Genomic DNA, 20,348 nt, shown 5'->3' on the forward strand with positions numbered 1-20,348 from the left:
CCGATCCTACTGGACCAGGCTATCCAGTTTCGACTTGAGCTCAGGGCTTATGGAACTGGCCTTCTCCGACAGGGCGAGAAGCACGGCCTTCTCTACGTCGTCCAGTTTTCCGTCCCCTTCGATCATGGCGACAAGCCACTTGCCCTCGTCGTCGTCGACGGAGCCCGGGCTTTTCTCGTCGTCCAGGAGGTAACTGACTATGGCCTCCACCATGAGATCCTTCCACTGAGGGCAGTTGGCCTTACCGGATACTGCGTCGTTGAGGGAGAACAGGAACTCAGCCTCCTCTTTATCGATAACTCCGTCCTCGAAGATGACTTCCTTTATACGAGCCACTTCCTGCTCGTCAATTACTCCATCCGCCAATATCTCATCGGCGAAGGCCTTCAGATCGACTTTTGACATATTCGTTACCTCCTTTAAACGTTCACGCCGTAGTTTCTGGCGAGAGGGGCGAGTCCGCCAGCGTAACCCTGACCGACTGCTCTGAACTTCCACTCCGCTCCGTGACGATAGACCTCGCCAAAGGTCATGGCGGTATCGGTGCTGGCGTCCTCGGAGAGGTCAAATCTAGCTATCTCGACGTTGTTAGTCTTGTTGACTATGCGGATAAAGGCGTTCCTGACCATGCCGAAGTTCTGCTTTCTAGTCTCCGCCTCGTGGATGGTTACGGTGAAGGCGAGTTTCTGGACGTCTCCGGGGACGAGATCCAGCTTTACGATCAGCGACTCGTCGTCTCCCTCCCCCTCGCCGGTGAGATTATCGCCGGTGTGCTCCACCGAGCCACAGCTTGACTTCAGGTTGTTGTAGAAGATAAAATCACTGTCTACTCTGACTTTATCTCCCTCTTTGAGCATAAAACAGGATGCGTCGAGGTCGAAATCGGCACCGTCGGTGGCCCTGGCGTCCCAGCCAAGTCCTACGGTAATTTCTTTGAGGCCAGGGGCCTCTTTCGAGAGGGATACGTTGCCGCCTTTGCTTAGGGATATTGCCATATTAAAATGCACCTCCAGTTATTTTTTTACAGCTCGCTACCTTTTAGCGGGAAGGAGAGGCCCCACCCACTGTCCGAACACCTGAGGGTTCCGTGTCTGGATAAGGATATTGCCCGGCCCTCTGAACCGGCAGACCAGCCCTTCACCGGAGGTAAAGGAGGAGATCCAGCCCGATGAGGACGCTTTTTCGATCCGGTAGTCCATGTGCTCCGGCCAGGCCACAAGATGTTTGTTGTCTATAATTATCTCCTGTCCCTGCTCCAGGGAGACAAGGTGTATCGCTCCGAAGGACTCCAGGAAGAGGACCCCAGTCCCCTGAGCCTTCAGAACGAAAAACCCCTCTCCGCTGAAGAGACCTTTGCTGAGGTTCTGGCAGGTGGTGCTTATATCGACGCCCTCGGTGGACGCTAGGAAGCCGCCCTTTTGAACCAGATAGGGAGTTCCGTCCATCTCCAGATCCGCTATGTCTCCAGGGCACTCAGGGGCAAAACATACCTTGCCGTCCCCTCTCGCCGCCGTAACCATCTGGAAAAAGAACGATTCTCCCGATAGCATCCTTCCGAGCGCCCCCAACATACCTCCGCTGAGGCTACCTTTGACGTCCATAGTGGTATCCATGTAGACCATGGCGTCGGACTGGGCCTTTATGGTCTGACCTGCTTTGAGATCCATAAGGAGCATTGGGAAAGCCCCTCCTCTATGGAGTATCTCGTAGGATAAACCTGAATGGTGCTCCATATCATCACCTCTACACTCTAAAGGATTATCGGATTCTTCACCGTCCTGGATTAGTATGACACAAACACTCCGGCCTAAGCAAGGGCAAATATGCTATAAGAAGGTTGTGCTATTCAACTCAGGTAGAGAACCTCTCGTTCTGGTATACTTAGCCAAAGGGAAAACGGACTTTAGTCCTCTTACGGTGATCCTTTGCGCTCTTACGATAGAGGCTTAGGAACCATAGTGGGGATAGCTATTCAGAAAGGATCGAAGTCTAAATGGAAAATATCGCCGACGTAATCAACGCCCAGATAGAGACTATCTTCAAAGACAAGGGATACCGTCCCTGCACCACCCCTGACGGCAAAATCTTAGTCGTAGATCAGGACTTCACGACCCACTATAAACTGGACATCTCCTTCAACAACAGCGACTTCAGCTGTATCGTCCTCAGGAGAAAGAACGGCTCTTTAGGGGATCTGAAAAACTTCAACGTCCCCTGGACGAGCGGAAAGGAGATCAGAGAGTTTCTCCAGTATCTGATCTCTATGGAATGAGGTTCTCTCATGAACTATAAGCTGAAAAAATCCATATATTTGATAGTTTTTATGGCTTTTTTTGTAGCAGGACAGGCCTCTGGAGACATGAGAAAGGCCGTCACCGCCTACAACGAGAAAAAATTTGACGAGGCCGCGGCCCTGCTGCTCCCGGAGGCAAAAAAAGGGACCGCCTTAGCCCAGAGTACGTTGGGGTATCTGTACGACCAGGGCAAAGGGGTATCTATGGATAAAGGCGAGGCCAGGAGATGGTACAAGGCCGCTGCGGAACAGGGAGATACAGGGGCCCAGTACAACCTAGGTCTGATGTGCCGAGACGGAGAAGGCGGCCCAGTGGACGTAGATCAGGCCGTAGGGTGGATAACCAAAGCGGCAAAAAAGGACCACGAGGCCGCCCAGCTAACCTTAGGGCTGATGCTCCTCAAGTCACAGGAGGAGAACCCTGAAAAAGCGTTAAAAGGGGTTGATTGGCTGAAAAAAGCGGCGGAAAAAGAGAACCCTTCGGCGCTCTACAACCTAGGAAGGGTCTTTCTCCATGGAGATCTGGTAGAGGAGGACCGCACAAAGGGCAGAGAACTGCTCCACAAGGCGGCTGAGAAGGGCCATATATACGCCCAGCTGGATCTAGGGCTCCTCCTGGAGGAAGAGGCAACGTCCACAGCACAGGAGGCGGAATACTGGCTAAACCTCGCCTCTAAAGAAGGGTACGACGACGCCCAGCTATCCTACGGACTTTTCCTAATACGTCAGGAGAGGGAGGAAGAGGGAGCGGACTGGATCCGCCGTGCCGCAGAACGAGGTAACCCACAGGCCAGATACGTGATGGGACAGATGTGCCGACAGAAGGACGGCTCCCTTAAAGAAGCGGTCTCCTGGTACTCTTTGGCCGCTAGACAGGGACACGGACCGGCTCAGTACGCCCTGGCGGTCATGTACGAGGAGGGCCTAGGGGTCGATAGAGACCGATCTTTAGCGGCACTGTGGTACAAAAGGGCGGCGGATAAGGGAGTCGCCGAAGCCCAGTATTCTCTGGGAATTATGCTAAGAGACGGCGAACCACTTCCACAGGACGACGAGGAATCGCTGAGATGGATAACCGCCGCATCCGATCAGGGGCTACCGGAGGCCCAGTACACTTTGGGCGTCATGTACAGAGATGGGGATGGTCTACCAAGAGACCCAGCCAAAGCCTTCGATCTTATAAGGGAAGCCTCCGAAACCGGATCTCCAGAGGCCCTTTCCTCTCTAGGGGTTATGTACCTACAGGGGATGGGCACCACGAGGGACGTAGAGGAAGCGATCAGCAACTTTGAGAAAGCCGGCCTTGCGGGATACGAACCAGCCCAGTACAACTTAGGGCTCCTTTACGCCAGAGGCGAGGGAGTAGAGAGGGATATGGCCCGGGCGGCTATGTGGTTCAGAAAAGCGGCCCTTCAGGGCCACTCGGACGCCCAATGTAACCTGGGAGTTCAGTATTTCCAGGGCAACGGAGTCTTAAAATTGCCGAACTCGGCGGTCTCGTGGCTCTCTCGAGCGGCGGCCCAGGAGGACCATCAGGCATTATTTAACTTAGGACTCATGTACGATGAAGGCATAGGGATACCTAGGGACAGGGAGAAGGCTATAGGCCTCTACGAAAGGTCCGCCAGATTGGGCAACCTGGACAGTATTTACTCCCTCGGATGCCTTTACGCTGGAGACGACGGAGGCCCTGTCAGAGAGATACCTGCCTTAAACCTCCTACACAGAGGAGCTACTATGGGGGACAGAAAGGCGCAGCTGAGGCTCGGCATAGCCTACAGAGACGGCAGGCTCCTGACCCCCGATCCCTCCGAGGCGGCCAAATGGATCAGGGCTTCCGCATCTCAGGGATCTCCGTCGGCCCAGTTCGCCCTTGGAGGTCTGTATCTAAAGGGAGAAGGGGTTATCCTAAGCCGCCCTGCCGCCATCCGGTGGTTTTCCAAAGCGGCGGAGCAAGGACACGTCCAGGCCCAGTACAACCTGGCTCTCTGTCTCAAAGAGGAAAAAGAGGACGACCAGGCGGTGCTTAAGTGGCTAAAGATGGCCGCCGCCGCCGGTTACGCACCGGCCCAATGCGATCTAGGACTGGCCTACCTGGAAGGCCAGTGGGTGCCAAAGTGCGACGAACAGGCGTTAAAGTGGTTCTCTATGGCGGCAAAACAGTCGTACACCCCAGCCCAGTATAACCTGGGGGTTCTATACCACTACGGAGGAACTACTCTAGAGCCCAATGAGGCGAAAGCCTCTAAGTGGCTTGACCAAGCGGCCCGCAACGGAAACGAAAAGGCCCATAAAATACTGAAGCAGATGACAGAGGAAGAAGATCAAGAAAAGCCCGACAGTCAGTCAATCCCATTGGCGGAGATCGTCGATATCCCCGTATCCAGCTCTCAGGGAGATATAACCCCCGATCTGCCGATCAAACCCAGTAAAGAAGAAACAGAATCGGGAGACCTTAAGGTCTCCCGATTCTGTTTCTTCTTTATATCGGCTCTCCAGAGATACTACTCTACCGAGATTGGCTTTGAGGATTCCCAGAGACCGTGGATATTGCAGGAAGAGGTAGCTATAAGGGTGCCTGCCGCGGCGAGCTTGAGTCGGACGGTGCCGAAGGTATCGGTGAAAACCGGCCCCTCGTTGGCCCCTTTTACGGAAGCGCCGTGGCCGTCGAACCTGAGCTCCGCCACCTCATACACAAACTTGTCCCCTTCGGGCTTGAAGTAGAGCTTTATCCAGCAGATATGGTGTTCTGTGGTGTTAGGATGAGCTATCTCTTTGCCCACCGAAAGGGTTACGTCGAAAAGCTCTCCGGCGGAGACCTTCTCAGGTGCCTCTATTACAGGAACGTGTTTCTCGCCTTTCCAATCCCCCGACTGAATCAATTCTCCGATTTTCACGTCACATACCTCCTTCTTCTCAATGCGAAAATTAACCGCTATAGGGAATCTCTAAAAACTCACCTTCGAGTACCCTCGGAGAGATCGTTCCGTCGGAACGATCTCTCCGAGGATCATAGTTTCAGAGATACCTTGTCTCTATTATGAACTCAAAAGCGAGCAAATGCAAGTGTTTTTGTAGGATTTATTTAGAGCTGCCCCAAGAGGACGCCGATATCCTGATCCAGTGGGATCTTCCCGAACTATCCAAAGCCCCTATACGATGTTTTCCAGGGGAGAGGGTCCAGAAAAGGGGCTTTGACGGCTCTGACTCGCCTATGAACCTGCCCTCGACGTACCACCACACCTTTCCCCTCGCCCCTTCTACAGAGAGGGGGACCCTGGGGGCCTCTCCCCAAGGGGGTATCACGTATACCGCCCCCTCCAGAGGGGAGACTATCCTGAAAGGAGGAAGTTTATCCTCTCCTAATCCATCGAGCTCCGGCGGCAAGACCGTTACGATCTCGCCACCTCTCCATCGATGTAAGGTGCAGGTAGAGGAGGGAGATACGCCGTCGATAAACCAGGCCTCCGTCCTGTGAGGGCAGGCGGAGTTAGGAGGAAGTCCCGACAGGGAACAGACGGTCCTCTGGGCCACTCCATCAGGGGCGGAGGGCATAGATCCCCCCAAAGCAGCCATGACCTCGACGAGCATCGGAACCGCCGCCGATAGGCCTACTAGCTCAGGATGGGGAGCACCTGTAGGGTCTCCCATCCACACCACCACCGTCCAGACCTCGTTCCATCCGATCGCCCAGGCGTCCCTCAAACCGTAGGAGGTTCCCGTCTTAAAGGCCATGGAGGCTTTTTCTCCCAGAAATCGTCTCGCCTCCTGGGATAGCCTGGAACGATCGGTCAATATAGATCCGGTTAGGTAGGAGCTCTCCGGTGAAAAGGGCGACTGGGCTGATTCTAACTCCTCTTGCTCCATAAACTTCAGGGGCCTGTAGCACCATGAAGCCAGAGTAAGATAGGCTTGAGCCATCTCGAGGGGAGAGACCTCGCAACCTCCTAGGATCAGGGAATCTCCGTAGTGAGCTCCATCTTCCTTAAGACCTTTAAAACCCAAATTTCTTAAACGGTGTAGAAATCTCTCAACCCCGACCATCCTCAGGGCCCTGACCGCCGGGACGTTGAGGGATTGGGCCAGTGCCTGGGCCATAGAGACGGGCCCCCGGTAGCGAAGATCGAAGTTTCTAGGAGCCCTTCCCGCCATGGAAAGAGGGGTGTCCGCCATGAGAGACGATGGGGAGAGAAGGCCGTCGTCCATGGCCATGGCGAACACAAAGGGCTTGAGGGCCGACCCTGGAGATCTGTTAGAGGACGCACAGTCCACCCACTCCCAAGGGGCAGGATCTCCAAAGCGACCGTTACCTACGTACCCTCTTATCGCCCCGGTCGAGTTCTCGACCACCACCGCCGAGGCGGTTATATCCCTCGGCAACTCCCTCAGCCCGAGATGGATTCTCCTGGACAAAGTGGCCTGTATACCTCTGTCCAGAGTGGATCGTCCCCCCTCCGGCCTACGGCTTAAAACCTGCGATACGAAAAGAAAGTTATCCCTAGGCAGAGAGATCCTTTCAGGCAGGGCCTCGGCCATAGAGAGAGCCCCCTGGGAGGGACTTATAATCCCTCTGGACACCAATCCCTGTATTATCCCATCCCTTCGAGCCTTAGCCCTCTCGGGGTATATATCCGGCCTGTATCTGGTCGGTCCTTTAAGCATGGCGACCAACAAAGCGGCCTCCGAAAGGGACAGATCGGAGGGCCTCTTGCCCCACCATCCCAGGGCACCTGCGGCGACCCCCTGAAGGTTGCCTCCGAAGGGAGCCTTGTTAAGGTAGGCCTCCAGCAGAGATCTCTTGTCCGAGGACCTCTCCAGCTGGACGGCCTGAAGAAACTCGATAAGCTTAGCGTAAAAGGACCTCTCCCTAGGTAAGGTCATCCTCACCAGCTGGCTGGTCAGAGTCGATCCTCCGGAGACGATTCTCCTGCGGTAGACGTTCTGGGCGGTGGCCCTGATAATCCCCAGCCAATCGACCCCTTTATGGCTCCAGAACCGTCTATCCTCCACCTCCACCAGAACCGTAGGAAGCCACTTCCCCATGAGGTCGAGGGATATAGGGATTGAGACCTGATCCTCGTCGTTAAGACCGACCCAGAGAGGGACATCCTCCCGGTCGATAACCCAGGGCGCAGGGGGTACGTAGAGGGCCTGACCGACAGGGAGAGGGGACACCACCCTGGATGCCCCCTCCCAAAGTATCGCCACAAGGGCGATAGTCAGAGCCCCATAGAACAAGGCTTTTTTCATTGCTTAATTCACCTTCAACCGTCCTCCGCCGCTCAGGCTTCGGATTCCTGGGTTATACATAGCCTCCACCGATACAGGAGGCAGGGCGAACTCGCCTCTGGAGGTGACCCTACAACGGTATCCCAGGGAGACCTGGCCATCGACCATATCGGGGAAGAAAAGGACTCGATCGAACCGAACCTCTCGCCTGGCCCCGATCGATTCCTCTCCGGGCTCAAGTGCGGGGTTCCAGACCTCAAAGCACCCCGGCAGGACGTCGACGACCACAAGGTTAGACATCGGACCGGTGGGGACTATATCTATCTTTACGGTTATCTCCTGGCCAAGCTCTAAGGGCTTGGAGAGATCCAGCTCGTTGCCCTCCCTATCTGTGAGGATACGGCGTACTTTTATGCCCTGGTCTTCCTCAGGCTGGGGCTCCATAGGTACCCCGGAGATCGTTCTGCTCCATAGGACCTCACCGGGGCCCTCGTTTTTAAGGCTCCAGGGAAGGTGAATGTCGCTGGAAATAGCAAGCTCGTCCCCGGTGGAGAGGGGGATCGACCTCTCTCCACCGGAAAGGACGGCGGAGAAGGGCTTTATGTCCACCTTAGAGAGATAGCTAGCCAGGCCGAGAACGGCGAACCCAGCCTCCTGGGTCGAAAGGGAACCGACGTTAATGGATCTTGCCATCTCGTTTGCCAGCAGTGCCTGGTCCGCCCCTCCAGGGGCCATGGCCTCCAAGGCCAATAACCTTATGGCCTGATCCCTGAGAGGGGACCGATAGGGATCTTTACCTACCGTCACCGCTTTGCCGAAAAGTGCCATGGCCACGTCTTTTTTGCCCGCCAGGCCGTAGGCCCCCGCCAGGAAGGACCTGCCCGCCTCGTCCATCTCGCCGACTTTCTCCGACAGCCACTCCATCCATCCGAGAGGGGCCTGGCCTGAAAGGGCCATAACGTAGGCTCCGTAGGCCTTCTGGGACAGGGAGAAGGTATCCTCCGATGGATCGGCGAGAAGGGCTCTCAGGAAAGAGCCGGACCGAATCGCCATACCGTCGGGAACCATAGCCCGATCTAGGAGGGCTAGAAGGTGAGCGGCGTAGACGCTTCCCCATCGATCGGTGGTACCGTTGGGCCATGACATAAAGCTTCCGTCGTAGAGCTGCAACCCCTGGAGCTTCACTATATTGTCCATCAAGAGATCGTCGAGCTCCTCCTGAGAGAGCCCCTCTATGGCCCTAACCATATCGGGCAGGAGGATTAACGGCCAGGTGGAGGAAACTGTCTGCTCCAGACAGCCGTAGGGATATCCCCTCAGGAAGGATACCACCGGGAACAGGTCCGCTTTACGGGATCCCGACAGGAACAGAGAGGAATCCATAGTGCCAGGGAACCACGAACCCCTTTCGTCGAAGACCTTAGTGCCTGCCTCCATGATACCGGTCTCCGAAAGGGTGACCCTGGGCATAGGAGGCCTTATCACCGTCTCCCTCTCCAGGGAGAAATCGAGACCAGGCCCTGTTACCTTCACGTTCAGCTCGCCGTATCCCCCATCGAGGGCCTTAAAGGGCAGCTCAACGACTATGGTACCACCGGCAGGAAGGGAGAGGGATATAGGCGACTGTCCTCCGTATTCCCACTGGCCGGATGCCTCTAACTCCACCGAGAGAGAGACGTCTCGAGAGGACGTCGATATCACCGAAAGGGGAACTTTAACCTGATCCCCAGGGGCGAGAACCGAGGGGACCGAGGGGTCCACGGTGATCTCCCTGGCCACCGACAGCTGAGACGACTCAGACCCCAGCCTTGAACCTATGAAAACCGCCATAACCGTCGCTCCACCGGAGAACTCGGGGAGCTCGAAAGACCCTTTAGCCACACCGTCTTTGACCTCCAGATCGGGCTGGATCATTGAGAGAACCTTAAAGCCTCTGGCCCTAAGGGGAGACAGGTTGAGGGCCATCATGGCAGCCCCAGCCCCTCCTGCGGGATGAAGCAGAGGGGTCTCCCGAGACTCTATGGGGATCAGCTCGTCGTAAAGATCGAAGGCCTTCGAGCCAAGCCTTCTGAGGGACGTAAATGTCCTCCAGGGATCTGGAAGCCGATGGTCGGTGAGACCGAGAATGCCTCTGTCCACCACCGCGAGCCACAGATGGCCGGAGAGAGGCTCACCTTTCTCGTCGGTCACCGAGACGACCACATCGAGGGTAGACCCTGGCTCCACCGAATCGGGGAGGTCCAGAGAGATCCTGGCCTTAAGGCCGTCGTTGTCCATAGGGATAGGAATAGCCCCTATAGCCCTGTGAGGCCCCCAGTTGCCCTTTTCCGAGACCGGACGGACCACCTGAAGGGAGCACCAACCGTTAGGCCAGAGGCCCTCCTTTTTGTCGAAGGAAATCCGACCGGAGAGCTCCGCAGAGGATATAACCCTTGCCTCCACTAACCCATCAGCCTCCAGGGTAAACAGGGCCCGACCTGGGAAAGGAGCTCTATAGGCGACCCCGCCATCCTCCAAGGAAAGCTCCACCCTGTCAGGTATGGAGGCGGCCTTGGACGACCCGTCCCATGGACGCCAGGAATCGAACCGGACGGAGCTACTGGAACCCTGACCGTCGGAGATAGCCAACAGGTATCGGCCCTCCTGGTCCGGGGTGACCGCCAGGTTTCCGGAGCCGTTCTTTACCGATACAGCCCCGGTGGCGACGGAGAGTTTTTCCTCCTCCCACCTCATCCTTGTCCTTCCGCCCTCTCTGACCATCACGTAGCGATCGATGACGGAAAAAAGCTCCCAATTTAAGTTAGCCGTCACCGGTCGATCCTCCGCTGTGACCACGGCGACCTTGAAGGGAGCGGCCTTACCTGGAAGAACGTCTCCCTCCGGAGTCCTTATGCCTATCTGATTAGGTGACAGGGCGCAGGGGACGGTTATGAACCGAGATACCCATCTTCCACCGGGCTCCATCGCCTGGATCGATAGATGGAGGTCGAGCATAGAAGGGGCCTTCCAGTAGTTCGGGACCGTCCAGCTCATGGTTCCCTCTCCCCGATCGTCCAGGACTCCCGCTCCTATGTAATCATCGAAACCGCTGAAGGAGATCTCGCCGTCCCCAAAGGTGCAGTCGGGGAACAGGGAGGATTTAAACCGTCTCGTCGAGGCGGAGGCCTGCATCTCCCAGGAAAGCCCAGGAGAGGGCGCCCCGAAAAGGTAGGCCCCTTTAAAGGACAGGTCCACTTCGTCACCTCCGACGAGCAGGGCCTTGGAGGAGGTCAGGTCAAGCTCTATCCTGGGAGGGGTGAAGTCCTCAACCAGAAAGGAAGTCGACCCCAGAGGCCCATCGCCTCCAGGCACGGAGACCTCGAAACGATATCTTCCCGTAGGGGCCTCGGTAGGCACGTTAAAGGAGGCCATCGAGGTCCCAACAGAGGACAGGGTCTGGCTGCCTTTGACAAGCTCTCCCTCCATAGGGCTTATGACCTTCCACATAACGGGGAACTCCCCTGGAAGGGCCATTTTAGGGGCACGGACCACCGTCGTTATCTCGACGGTCTCCCCGGGGCGATATATCCCTCGGGGAAGAAGACACTCCGCCTCGTAGGAGGAAATCCACGGAGCACCGGAGACGTCCACTCCAGAGTCTACAAATTTATCCCCTCCTAACACCAGGAAGGAAAGGTCGTCCCCTGCCTCTAGGGTCACCACCGCAGGGCGAAGCTGAGGATCCCATTCGTCCTTATCGGAGAAAACCCATAGGCCCTCTGCATCGGTACGGCCTGTCGCTATGACCTGGTTGCTCGATGAGTAGACGGTAACCGAGCCATCTATCAGGGGAGTAGCGTCGGATAAGCGGTTGGCCCAGACCAAAAGACCTCTATCCCATACTCTGGCGGATAGGCCTATGTCCGTAAGGGTAACCATCTGCCTGGCTATCTCCCATCCACCCTGTCCGTCCGATGCCTCCAGGAGGAAGACTCCTCTGTTCTCCTCTAGAAACGCCTCCAGGTCCAAAGCGCCTCTTACCGTTCGGTTCAGTCGATTATCCACGTTAAAAACATCGGTCCCAAGGGCTTTGGAAAGGGCCTTAGGGGGCTCGGTCCCCGAGTCTAAAGCCCCTACGACCAGGGCTACGTTGTTGGGGTAGAGCTTCCAACCGGAGACCTCTATTCTATCCAGATTCACCGTATCCACAGGAATCCTCGGGCTATCCATCGGAGTAAGGAACGTCCCGGACACCGGGAAACCCACCGATCTGTCCATGTCGGGCATAACAAAGGCTCTGACGTTATCGGAGCGAAGCCCGTCCTTTCCACCTAGGCCTTTTTTGACCTTCACGGTGTATCTGTCCCTAGGGGAGAACTCACCGACCAAGGCGAATCCGCCGTAGGTGGGCTCGACCCGGAAACCGGCCTCAGGCAGGACGGTGACAAAGCCCTTTACGTCCCCTGGGTCCACAGGCCTCGATGTGTAGATATTTATCCTTCCCTGACCGTCGGACCGGCTCTCGGCGTATCCTCCGGTAATGGATAACTCGGAGGATAGAGCTATGGAGATCTCCCTGTCTTTTTCCAGTCCAAGAGGTCCTAAATCGGAGGCAAGCCCTTTCTCCACTTTCAGGAGGATTTTATCCCCTGGGACGTACTCGGTCTTGACGGACACATTTTTAGCTGGGACCTCTCCCTGAGGCATCAGCCTCACCGAACGTCCATCGCTGCTTGCGAAGACAAAGCCCAGGAGCCTTTGAGGGGGAACGGGCAGGGAGAACTCAAACTCCAATGTAAGCTCTTTGTAGGGCGTTAGCTCCACCTGCCTGACGTTCTTCAGCTTTAGAGGAGCGGTTTTAAAGCTAAACGATTGAGGGCCAGCCAGAAGCCTTCCCGATAGGTCTCTAAGGGGCTTCATGTGGACTTGGTATTCCGTCGCCGGGGCGAGGGCCTTGTTCGGGACCAGCACCAGGGTATCAGGGGCATCCCAGGTGCAGCTTCCCTTTATCTCCGGTCTCACTGCCATAGGAACCTGATCGAGGGGCAGGACCTTCCCTAAAAGCCCTTTCTCCGCCACAGGACCGGAGAAGACCACCTTTATCTCCGGTTTTCCCGAGACCTCTCCCTCTGGGACAAAAGACCTCACGGAGAAATCGTCTCCCCAGGCCGTTCCGCATAGTAACAGGGCGAGAAGAGCCCATTTTAGAGCAGAGACTATCTTCATAAAAAACCACCTCCATCTTAATAATAAACCAAAAGCTTGTACGATAGGAACATTCTGATGTATCATAGGAGTTGTCTCACATCTTTTGATGCAGGAGGAGAAAACCCGTGAAAAATGACATTCGACTCAGCGATCTCTTTACAGCCTTTGTTACTTTTCTGTATATCAGGGCGATAAACTTCCACACCGTATCCAAAGGAGTGCTCTATCGATCCGCCCAGCTTAGCCTCGATCGACTGGCGAGGTACGTCGAGGATCACAGCATAAAGAGCATCGTAAACCTGAGAGGGGCCCAGGAGGGCCGCAGATGGTATCGGCGGGAGAAGGAGTTTTCCCTTTCCCCGGGGATAGTCCACCTAGATTTTGACCTATCGGCGATAAAGACCATTCCGGTTCAGGAACTTGACCGTATATTGGAGTCCATGAGACGAGCCCCTAAGCCCATACTGATACACTGTTACGCAGGGGCGGACAGAACGGGACTTATCGCCGCACTCTGGAGACTTGCGGAGGAACAGGACCACCCAGCCCACGCCCTGCAAAAGCAGCTTTGCTGGATGAGAGGCCATTTTTCCACCCTTCACGTCGGCACAAGTGCGATGGTGAAATCGTTCTGGAACTACGCCAGTCACCTAAAGGTTCAAAACTCTAAAGACATAGAGGCGGTGACCCCTACCGGTGCAACGGCATAACAAAGACCTTCTCGCCAACTGTCCCGTCGGAAAACTTCTGATAAAACTCTCCCTGCCCTCAATTATAGGCCTAGTTTTACAGATGACCTATAGCCTCACGGATACTTTTTTCGTGGCCCTGTGGATCGGCGACGGTGCCGTAGCTGCTTTAGCGGTATCCTTTCCGATCCAGCTTGTGATGGTGGCCTTCGCTCAGGGTTTTGGCATAGGGGGAGCTACCCTGGTCGGAAAATATCTAGGCTCTAAAGAGGGTGAAAAAGCCAACGAGGTCCTTAAAAACACCTTCATCCTCACAGGAACCACGTCGATAGCCCTGTCTACAGGAGCTATTTTAGGGCTTACTAACCTCCTTTACGCCCTCGGAGCGAGCCATGCGACCCAACCACTTGCACAAGCCTACGCCTCTATAACCCTGCTGGGGACCCCTTTTTTAAGCTTCTCCATAGCCGCTAACTCCATGGCCAGGGCTGAGGGGAACGCTAGCATCGCCATGAAGACCTTGATTATCTCCTCTTTGGCAAACGTCGTGCTCGATCCCCTTTTTATAAAGTTCATGGACATGGGAATAGCTGGAGCCGCCTGGGCGACTATAATAGCTCAGGCTGGGTCGGCCCTTTGGATGGCCGGTTATCTGCGGAGCAAGAGCGTCCTTAAGCTGAGGGCTCCTTACCTTAAGGTGGATAAAGGAACGGTCAAAAACATCCTGTCCATAGGATCTTCGGCCTTCGTCAGGCAGGGAGCGGGAAGCGTGACCGCCGCCTTCATGAACAGGCTTCTGGCGGATTTAGGGGGAGACCCTGCGGTCGCCGCTATGGGCATACTGGGTCGTATAACCACTTTCGCCTATATGCCTCTTTTCGGCCTGGTACAGGGGATGATGCCCATAGTCAGCCACAACTTAGGGGCAAAGGAGGACTGTCGGGTATTAAGGGCGATAAACCTGTCGATCCTCTGGGGGACCGGACTATGTATCGCAGGATCGATACCGCTGATACTCTGGCCAGAGTCGGTGCTGCTCTTTTTCTCCTCCGGCGATACCCTGAGTATAGCGGTAGCGGCGTCCCCTTATATAGCCCTATCGATGCCTCTATCGGGCTTTCAGGTAGTGCTCTCCGGCATGTATCAGGCTATGGATCGGGGCAAGGCTGCCTTCCTGTTGGATCTCAACAGGAGGGTCCTGGTCATAGTCCCTCTGGCCTGGATTATGTCCCTACGCTACGGGATAATGGGGATTTTTTGGTCCTTCCCTCTGACGGAGGTTATATCGGGGACGATCTCCCTGGGGATATTTAGGTCTATCAGGCTGAAAATGATCAAGGCCTGTCTTCGAGACAGGCCTTGATATCATCCTCTGAGGACGAACAGTAAAAGTATAGCCAGCAGAAAGAAGGAAACCCCTATGATGGCCAACTGGGAGGGAGAGAGGGACAAAAATCTCTTTTCCTCCCCTGCTCCTGCGGTTAAGGCCTTTATCCTCATCGACTTCTGTGTCATAGCGACCGCCATAACTCCGTCGGAAAGGTCGAACTCGAGGACGAGCCTATCGGTGTCGCTCTCGCTGATCGTGGTGAGGATGAGGTCTATCTTGCCGTCAAAAGGCCTGCCTTCCTGCTCCGATTGGGTCTTCATGGTCCCATAAAGGGGGCTATCCTCGGGAATCGTCAAGGTCACCAGATCGCCTGGAGAAATATCGGATGCAGGAACACCTCTGACAGGGTCGAGGACGGTAGAGCAGGAGAAAACCAGCTTTGGCAGTATCTTCTTCTGCCTCATACCCTCCGCCAAAGGCAATTCAGCGGTCTCCGAATCATCCGATTCGGTGGCCTCCGTCTTAGGCTTAGGGAACTTCTCCAGCAGCTCATTGGCCTCCAAAGAGGTCAATCCCTCTATCTTTAAAAAGGCGACACACTGACCGTCGAATATCTGGGCCCCTCTGTTGGAGAAAACCTTCTCCAGATACCTGAGCTTCGTCAGGTTATCCTCTTTGAGGTCGAAGACACCGACCTCCTGAAGCACCTGGGCCAAGTCGGAGCCCATAGTAGCTATCTCCGGATTCATCGGCTGGCCAAGTGCCCCGTCGATAAAAGCGGTGAAATCCTTCCATGATGACTTTATACCGTGAGAAGGCTGGGCCTCCCCATCCATCATACGGCAGTGAAACAGCTTGACGTCCCTGTTATCGTAGAGGACGTAGGCGAAGAACTTGCCTCCCTCTCCACCGTGCCCAAAATCGACTCTAGCCTTTAAAACCCTGTAAACCCCGTAACCTGTAGCCCCAGCCACGACGACACCTCCAGTCTTTTTACCCACCGATTGTAGCAGTAAAGGCTACCTCACGAAAAGTAGCAAGATAAAAATAAGAGCGACCAACGCCACCGCTGTCACGGCAAAACCCTGCTGCATGGCAGGAGAGATCTCCCAGGAGACAGAGGCACCTCTTGGACGACTGCCTTTAACCGCCCTGACCCTGAGATTGCTCTGGACCACCGCGACCGCCGCTAACTCCTCGGACAACACGAACTCCAGGATAATCCTCTCGCTGCCCCCTGGCCTCACCGAAGACAAGACTACGTCCATGTCTCCGGAGAAAGCCCCTCCCCTTTGATATTTCACTATAGAGTACAGCAAACTCTCCGGCGGTACCGCCAAGGAGACCGTGTCTCCAGGGGAAAGCTCTACTGCAGGAATCCCGCCGATAGGAGCTACAACCGCAAAGCAGGGGAACACCGCCTTAGGAGCACTTTTAGATTTCTTTTTTTCGCTATCCCCTAGCTTTCTGTTGGACCAGAAGTCCTCTCTGGCGGATTCCTCTGGGAAACGGTTCATCAGTTCCTCCGCCTCCATGGTGGAGAGAGACTCCACCTTTATAAAGGCCACACAGCCCTCCTCGTTGAAGCCACCGCCGATCCTGGCAAAAGCCTCCTCAAGATACCTTATTTTCGTCAGATTTTCCTCTTTGACGTCGTATATGCCCGAATCCTCGAGGTTTTTTTTGAGCTCCATAAGCATAAGGACCTCCGAGGATAGGGAGACCTCTTCAGGTTCCTCCCTATCTGCCAGAGCAAGCTCCCCTGAACCATCTATCGCCAGGAGGTCTACGTCCTCCGCCTCACTCTCCGCCGCTTTCCGAGAAGGGGGAACCGGAAAGGGTATTCTAGCGTTATCGATGAAGGCACAAAAATCCCTCCAGGGGGTCTTTATGCCGTGAGGCAGATCGTTTTCGTCTTTTGCTACCCCTCGACCGTGAAAAAGCCTGATAGAACCGGCGTCCAGAAGGGAGTACCAAAACACCTTGGTAAGGTCTCCACCTTGAACGAAATCCATCCTGGCTTTTATCAGTCTATAAACTCCAAGCCCTCTAGCAACCGCCACGGACAGCACCCCCTTAAAGATATTCTAGCCTATTTCCCTCGTAATGTGTAAAGGAGAACGCAAAAAAGCCTCTCCCTATTAAGGAGAGGCTCTAGATCGCTTGGTTGCGGGGACAGGACTCGAACCTGTGACCTTCGGGTTATGAGCCCGACGAGCTACCAACTGCTCCACCCCGCGACGCTCAAAAAAGCTCATATGGAGCGGAAGACGGGATTTGAACCCGCGACCCCAACCTTGGCAAGGTTGTGCTCTACCCCTGAGCTACTTCCGCCTATGCAGTTATATGGCGGGGCCGACGAGACTTGAACTCGCGACCTCCGGCGTGACAGGCCGGCACTCTAACCAACTGAGCTACGACCCCGCTCTATCGCTGCGAGGGTTATTCTACCAAAGGAAATGACCGTTGTAAACCCCCTGTGGGGGTAAAATTACTTTAGAAGCCCCAGAGCGGACCAGGCAGCGGCTATTCTAGCGACAGGGACCCTGAACGGAGAGCAGCTGACGTAGTCCAGCCCGATAGAGTGGCAGAAGGCGATGCTCTCGGGGTTTCCTCCGTGCTCACCGCAGATACCTACCGATATGTCCGGCCTGACCTCCCTTCCCCTCTGAAGGGCGATGGACATAAGCTCTCCGACGCCGTCTCTGTCCAGTTCGTGGAAGGGACTAAGCTTGAATACCCCTTTCTCCACGTAATCCTTCATGAACTTGGCCTCTACGTCGTCCCTGGAGAGACCAAGACAGGTCTGGGTAAGGTCGTTCGTCCCAAAGCTGAAGAACTCCGCGTCCTCCGCAAGCTCTCCCGCCCTCAGCGCTGCCCGAGGAAGCTCTATCATGGTCCCAACGAGGTATTTCAGGCTTCCCGCTTCGTATTCCCCGGCGATAGAGAGAACCATCTCCTTTAGTATGGACATCTCCCTTTTAGTCTGTACCAAAGGCATCATTATCTCCACCTTGAGGTCTACGTCCGTAAGCTCCGACATAGCGTCGAAGATGGCCCTAATTTGCATCTCGTAGATCTCAGGATAGACTAATCCCAGGCGACAGCCTCTGAAGCCCAGCATAGGGTTGACCTCTCTCAGGTTCTCCGCCCTATCTTTCACCTTTCGCAACGCTGAGGCGTCCTGACCGGATTCCTCCGCCTGGGCTATCCTTTTATCCAGCTCCGAGACCCTGGGGAGGAACTCGTGAAGAGGAGGATCCAGAAGCCTGACTATAACCGGAAGTCCATCCATCTCCCTGAATATGCCCATAAAGTCCTCTTTCTGCATGGCCCGCAGCTCCTCCAGGGCGGCCTTTCGCTCCTCCAGCTCCTTCGCGACGACCATTCTCTGCATCACAGGGAAACGATCCTCCGCCATGAACATATGCTCCGTTCGGCAGAGCCCTATGCCTTTAGCTCCGAAGGACCTGGCACGTTTGGCGTCGTCAGGGGTGTCTCCGTTGGCCCAGACCTGAAGGGCGGAAACCTCGTCGGACCAGTCCAGTATGGTCTCAAGCTCGCCGGAGATAGAGGGCAGGGACAGAGGGACCGATCCCTCAATGACCCTTCCGGTTGAGCCATCAACGGTGAGGACATCCCCTTCGGAGAAGATCCTGTCCCCTATGATAAGCCTCTTGCCTTCGAGATCGATAAGCAGGTCCTCCGCACCGCTTACGCAGGGCTTGCCTAGACCTCTGGCCACCACCGCAGCGTGGCTGGTCATTCCACCTCTGGAGGTCAGGATCCCTCTAGCGGCGTAAAGACCGTGAATGTCGTCTGGGGTGGTCTCAGGGCGGACCAGAAGGACCGATTCCCCTTTATCGGACAACCTGACCGCCTCGTCGGGATCGAAGACTATCTGACCTACCGCCGCACCGGGAGAGGCAGGAAGACCCTGTGCGAGCACTTCCGGAACGTATCCTGGATCGATCTGGCTGTGAAGCAACCTTTCGACCTGATCGGGAGTGACCCTTCCGATGGCGGTTTTTTTGCTGATAAGGCCCTCGTTGGCCATATCCACCGCTATTTTTACCGCCGCCTGGGCGGATCTTTTGCCTGTCCTCGTCTGGAGGATATAGAGTTTTCCCCTCTCGACGGTGAACTCTATGTCCTGCATCTCCTGGAACCGGCTTTCCAGGTTCTCCACCTTCTCCGAAAGATCTCTGTATATATCTGGCATAACCCCTTCAAGGGCGGCGATAGGCTGAGGGGTTCTGATACCTGCCACGACGTCCTCTCCCTGAGCGTTGATGAGGAACTCGCCGTAAAGCTTTTTCTCTCCGTCGGCGGGGTTACGGCTGAAACAGACCCCTGTACCGCTATCGTCTCCTAGGTTGCCGTAGACCATGGCCATAACGTTGACCGCCGTTCCCATATCGTCGGCCATATGGTGGATCTTTCTGTAGGTCTTTGCCCTAGGGGTATTCCAGCTATCGAACACCGCCTCGACCGCCAGTTTCAGCTGGACCATAGGATCGGAGGGAAAATCCTCACCGGTCTCCTTTTTGTAGAGAGTTTTGTAACGACAGACCAGGTCCTCCAGGGCGTCAGGGCCAAGCTGGTTGTCGTAGGTAACCACGTTCTCCCGTTTTACGTCGTCCAGGAGACTCTCGAATTTCTCCCCTGCTACGCCCTTAACCACGTCGCCGAACATCTGGATAAACCGTCGGTAGCTATCCCAGGCAAACCGATCGTTGCCCGACATGGCCGCCAGAGCCGATCTGGTCTCGTCGTTAAGCCCCAGGTTAAGGACCGTATCCATCATCCCAGGCATGGACACAGGAGCCCCGGACCTGACGGACAGCAGCAGGGGATCGGAGTCCGATCCCAGAGTCTTTCCCATCCGTTCCTCCAGTCGCGATAGAGCGGCCTGGACGTCCACCCACAGGGCATCCATAAAGCCCTTTTCCTGCTGAAGATACCTTAGGCAGGCCTTGGTGGTCACGGTGAAGCCCGACGGCACCGGGAGGCCTTCTTTCACCATCTGGGCCAGATAGGCGCCTTTACCACCTAAAAGGGCTTTCATATCGGACGAACCTTCGGAAAAATCATAAACATACTTAATCATCTCTCCACCTCCTGGGACGTTTTTTTCTACTTTTCAGGGAAACCTGCCACTATCATATCATCTTCTCGCCTCCCATCAAAAGGGCTTGTCCAAATCTCCAGTTGTGCTACACTCAGGGCACGATCTCTATAGGGAATCTCTAAAAACTCACATTTGAGTCCCCTCGGAGAGACCGTCCCGCCTACGCCCTGTTTCGCCCAATCGTATACTCGACCTGCCTGTTCCGTACGAAGCACCTCGGAGGGCACGTCCTGTGCCCCCTCGGCTTGGGGCGACGTCCTGTCGCCCCATTCATACTACACGACGGCAGGTCGAGTATACGGGCTCTGGGCTACGTCGGAACGATCTCTCCGAGGATTAGAGTTTTTAAAGGTGCTCTATATATTTAAGGAGGAGCATTTTACGTTGAAACACCCTTTATCCCTAAGAAGCATAGCCGCAAAGATAAGATGGTTTATCAAGGAAGAAGGACATTCCCTGGTAAACATAACCCTGGGGGCCATTGTCTTC

12 protein-coding genes, 3 tRNA genes and 1 pseudogene are annotated in these 20,348 nt (G+C 55.4%); 4 read left to right on the forward strand and 12 right to left on the reverse strand.

Annotated elements, in window-relative coordinates; translation table 11 throughout:
• Positions 1-6: 6 nt before the first annotated feature.
• The 3 genes from B9Y55_RS02125 to B9Y55_RS02135 are packed head-to-tail and all read right to left on the reverse strand — an operon-like array spanning position 7 to position 1,733.
• Entirely contained in the window at positions 7-405 is a 399-nt protein-coding gene (locus B9Y55_RS02125; RefSeq protein ID WP_085543706.1) for a tellurite resistance TerB family protein, read from the reverse strand.
• A gap of 14 nt (positions 406-419) precedes the next feature.
• Positions 420-995, reverse strand: a complete 576-nt coding sequence (locus tag B9Y55_RS02130; protein WP_085543707.1) for a TerD family protein — start codon at positions 993-995, stop codon at positions 420-422.
• Positions 996-1,031: 36 nt separating this feature from the next.
• Positions 1,032-1,733 carry a TIGR00266 family protein gene (locus B9Y55_RS02135; protein ID WP_085543708.1) on the reverse strand — a complete coding sequence of 234 codons (702 nt, stop codon included), beginning with the start codon at positions 1,731-1,733 and terminating at the stop codon, positions 1,032-1,034.
• Positions 1,734-1,993: 260 nt separating this feature from the next.
• Here B9Y55_RS02135 and B9Y55_RS02140 point away from each other — a divergent pair, with 260 nt between their 5' ends.
• Positions 1,994-2,272 (forward strand): hypothetical protein, encoded by a 279-nt coding sequence (locus B9Y55_RS02140; RefSeq protein WP_085543709.1) that lies wholly within the window; start codon positions 1,994-1,996, stop codon positions 2,270-2,272.
• A gap of 87 nt (positions 2,273-2,359) precedes the next feature.
• Positions 2,360-4,561: pseudogene (locus B9Y55_RS02145) on the forward strand (tetratricopeptide repeat protein); the annotation flags it as partial.
• A gap of 236 nt (positions 4,562-4,797) precedes the next feature.
• On the opposite strand, the gene B9Y55_RS13415 reads toward B9Y55_RS02145, so the two are convergent.
• The 3 genes from B9Y55_RS13415 to B9Y55_RS02160 form a co-directional block, all read right to left on the reverse strand.
• Positions 4,798-5,190 (reverse strand): class II SORL domain-containing protein, encoded by a 393-nt coding sequence (locus tag B9Y55_RS13415; RefSeq protein WP_085543711.1) that lies wholly within the window; start codon positions 5,188-5,190, stop codon positions 4,798-4,800.
• 184 nt (positions 5,191-5,374) lie between these two features.
• Positions 5,375-7,543 carry a penicillin-binding protein 1C gene (gene pbpC / locus B9Y55_RS02155; protein WP_085543712.1) on the reverse strand — a complete coding sequence of 723 codons (2,169 nt, stop codon included), beginning with the start codon at positions 7,541-7,543 and terminating at the stop codon, positions 5,375-5,377.
• A 3-nt stretch (positions 7,544-7,546) separates the two neighbouring features.
• A complete protein-coding gene (locus tag B9Y55_RS02160; RefSeq protein WP_159448197.1) occupies positions 7,547-12,727 on the reverse strand; it encodes an Ig-like domain-containing alpha-2-macroglobulin family protein in 5,181 nt (1,726 codons plus the stop codon).
• Between the two features lie 107 nt (positions 12,728-12,834).
• Between B9Y55_RS02160 and B9Y55_RS02165 the strand changes: the two genes are divergently transcribed.
• Both B9Y55_RS02165 and B9Y55_RS02170 read left to right on the forward strand, forming a co-directional pair.
• Complete coding sequence (locus B9Y55_RS02165) at positions 12,835-13,419, forward strand: tyrosine-protein phosphatase (RefSeq protein ID WP_085543714.1); 585 nt, start codon at positions 12,835-12,837, stop codon at positions 13,417-13,419.
• On the forward strand, positions 13,406-14,761 hold the full coding sequence (locus B9Y55_RS02170) for an MATE family efflux transporter (RefSeq protein WP_085543715.1): 1,356 nt from the start codon (positions 13,406-13,408) through the stop codon (positions 14,759-14,761). Before B9Y55_RS02165 ends, B9Y55_RS02170 begins: the two co-directional genes overlap by 14 nt.
• Before the next feature lie 2 nt (positions 14,762-14,763).
• Here B9Y55_RS02170 and B9Y55_RS02175 read toward each other — a convergent pair whose 3' ends face one another.
• The 6 genes from B9Y55_RS02175 to ppdK form a co-directional block, all read right to left on the reverse strand.
• Positions 14,764-15,702 carry a hypothetical protein gene (locus B9Y55_RS02175; RefSeq protein ID WP_085543716.1) on the reverse strand — a complete coding sequence of 313 codons (939 nt, stop codon included), beginning with the start codon at positions 15,700-15,702 and terminating at the stop codon, positions 14,764-14,766.
• 45 nt (positions 15,703-15,747) lie between these two features.
• On the reverse strand, positions 15,748-16,791 hold the full coding sequence (locus B9Y55_RS02180) for a hypothetical protein (protein ID WP_085543717.1): 1,044 nt from the start codon (positions 16,789-16,791) through the stop codon (positions 15,748-15,750).
• Positions 16,792-16,892: 101 nt separating this feature from the next.
• Positions 16,893-16,968, reverse strand: a tRNA-Met gene (locus B9Y55_RS02185).
• A gap of 19 nt (positions 16,969-16,987) precedes the next feature.
• Positions 16,988-17,062 (reverse strand) — tRNA-Gly (locus tag B9Y55_RS02190).
• A gap of 13 nt (positions 17,063-17,075) precedes the next feature.
• Positions 17,076-17,152: transfer RNA gene (locus B9Y55_RS02195), tRNA-Asp, on the reverse strand.
• 67 nt (positions 17,153-17,219) lie between these two features.
• A complete protein-coding gene (ppdK, locus tag B9Y55_RS02200) occupies positions 17,220-19,838 on the reverse strand; it encodes a pyruvate, phosphate dikinase (protein ID WP_085543718.1) in 2,619 nt (872 codons plus the stop codon).
• Positions 19,839-20,348: the final 510 nt, after the last annotated feature.

The organism is Dethiosulfovibrio salsuginis (assembly GCF_900177735.1).
Classification (GTDB): Bacteria; Synergistota; Synergistia; order Synergistales; family Dethiosulfovibrionaceae; genus Dethiosulfovibrio; species Dethiosulfovibrio salsuginis.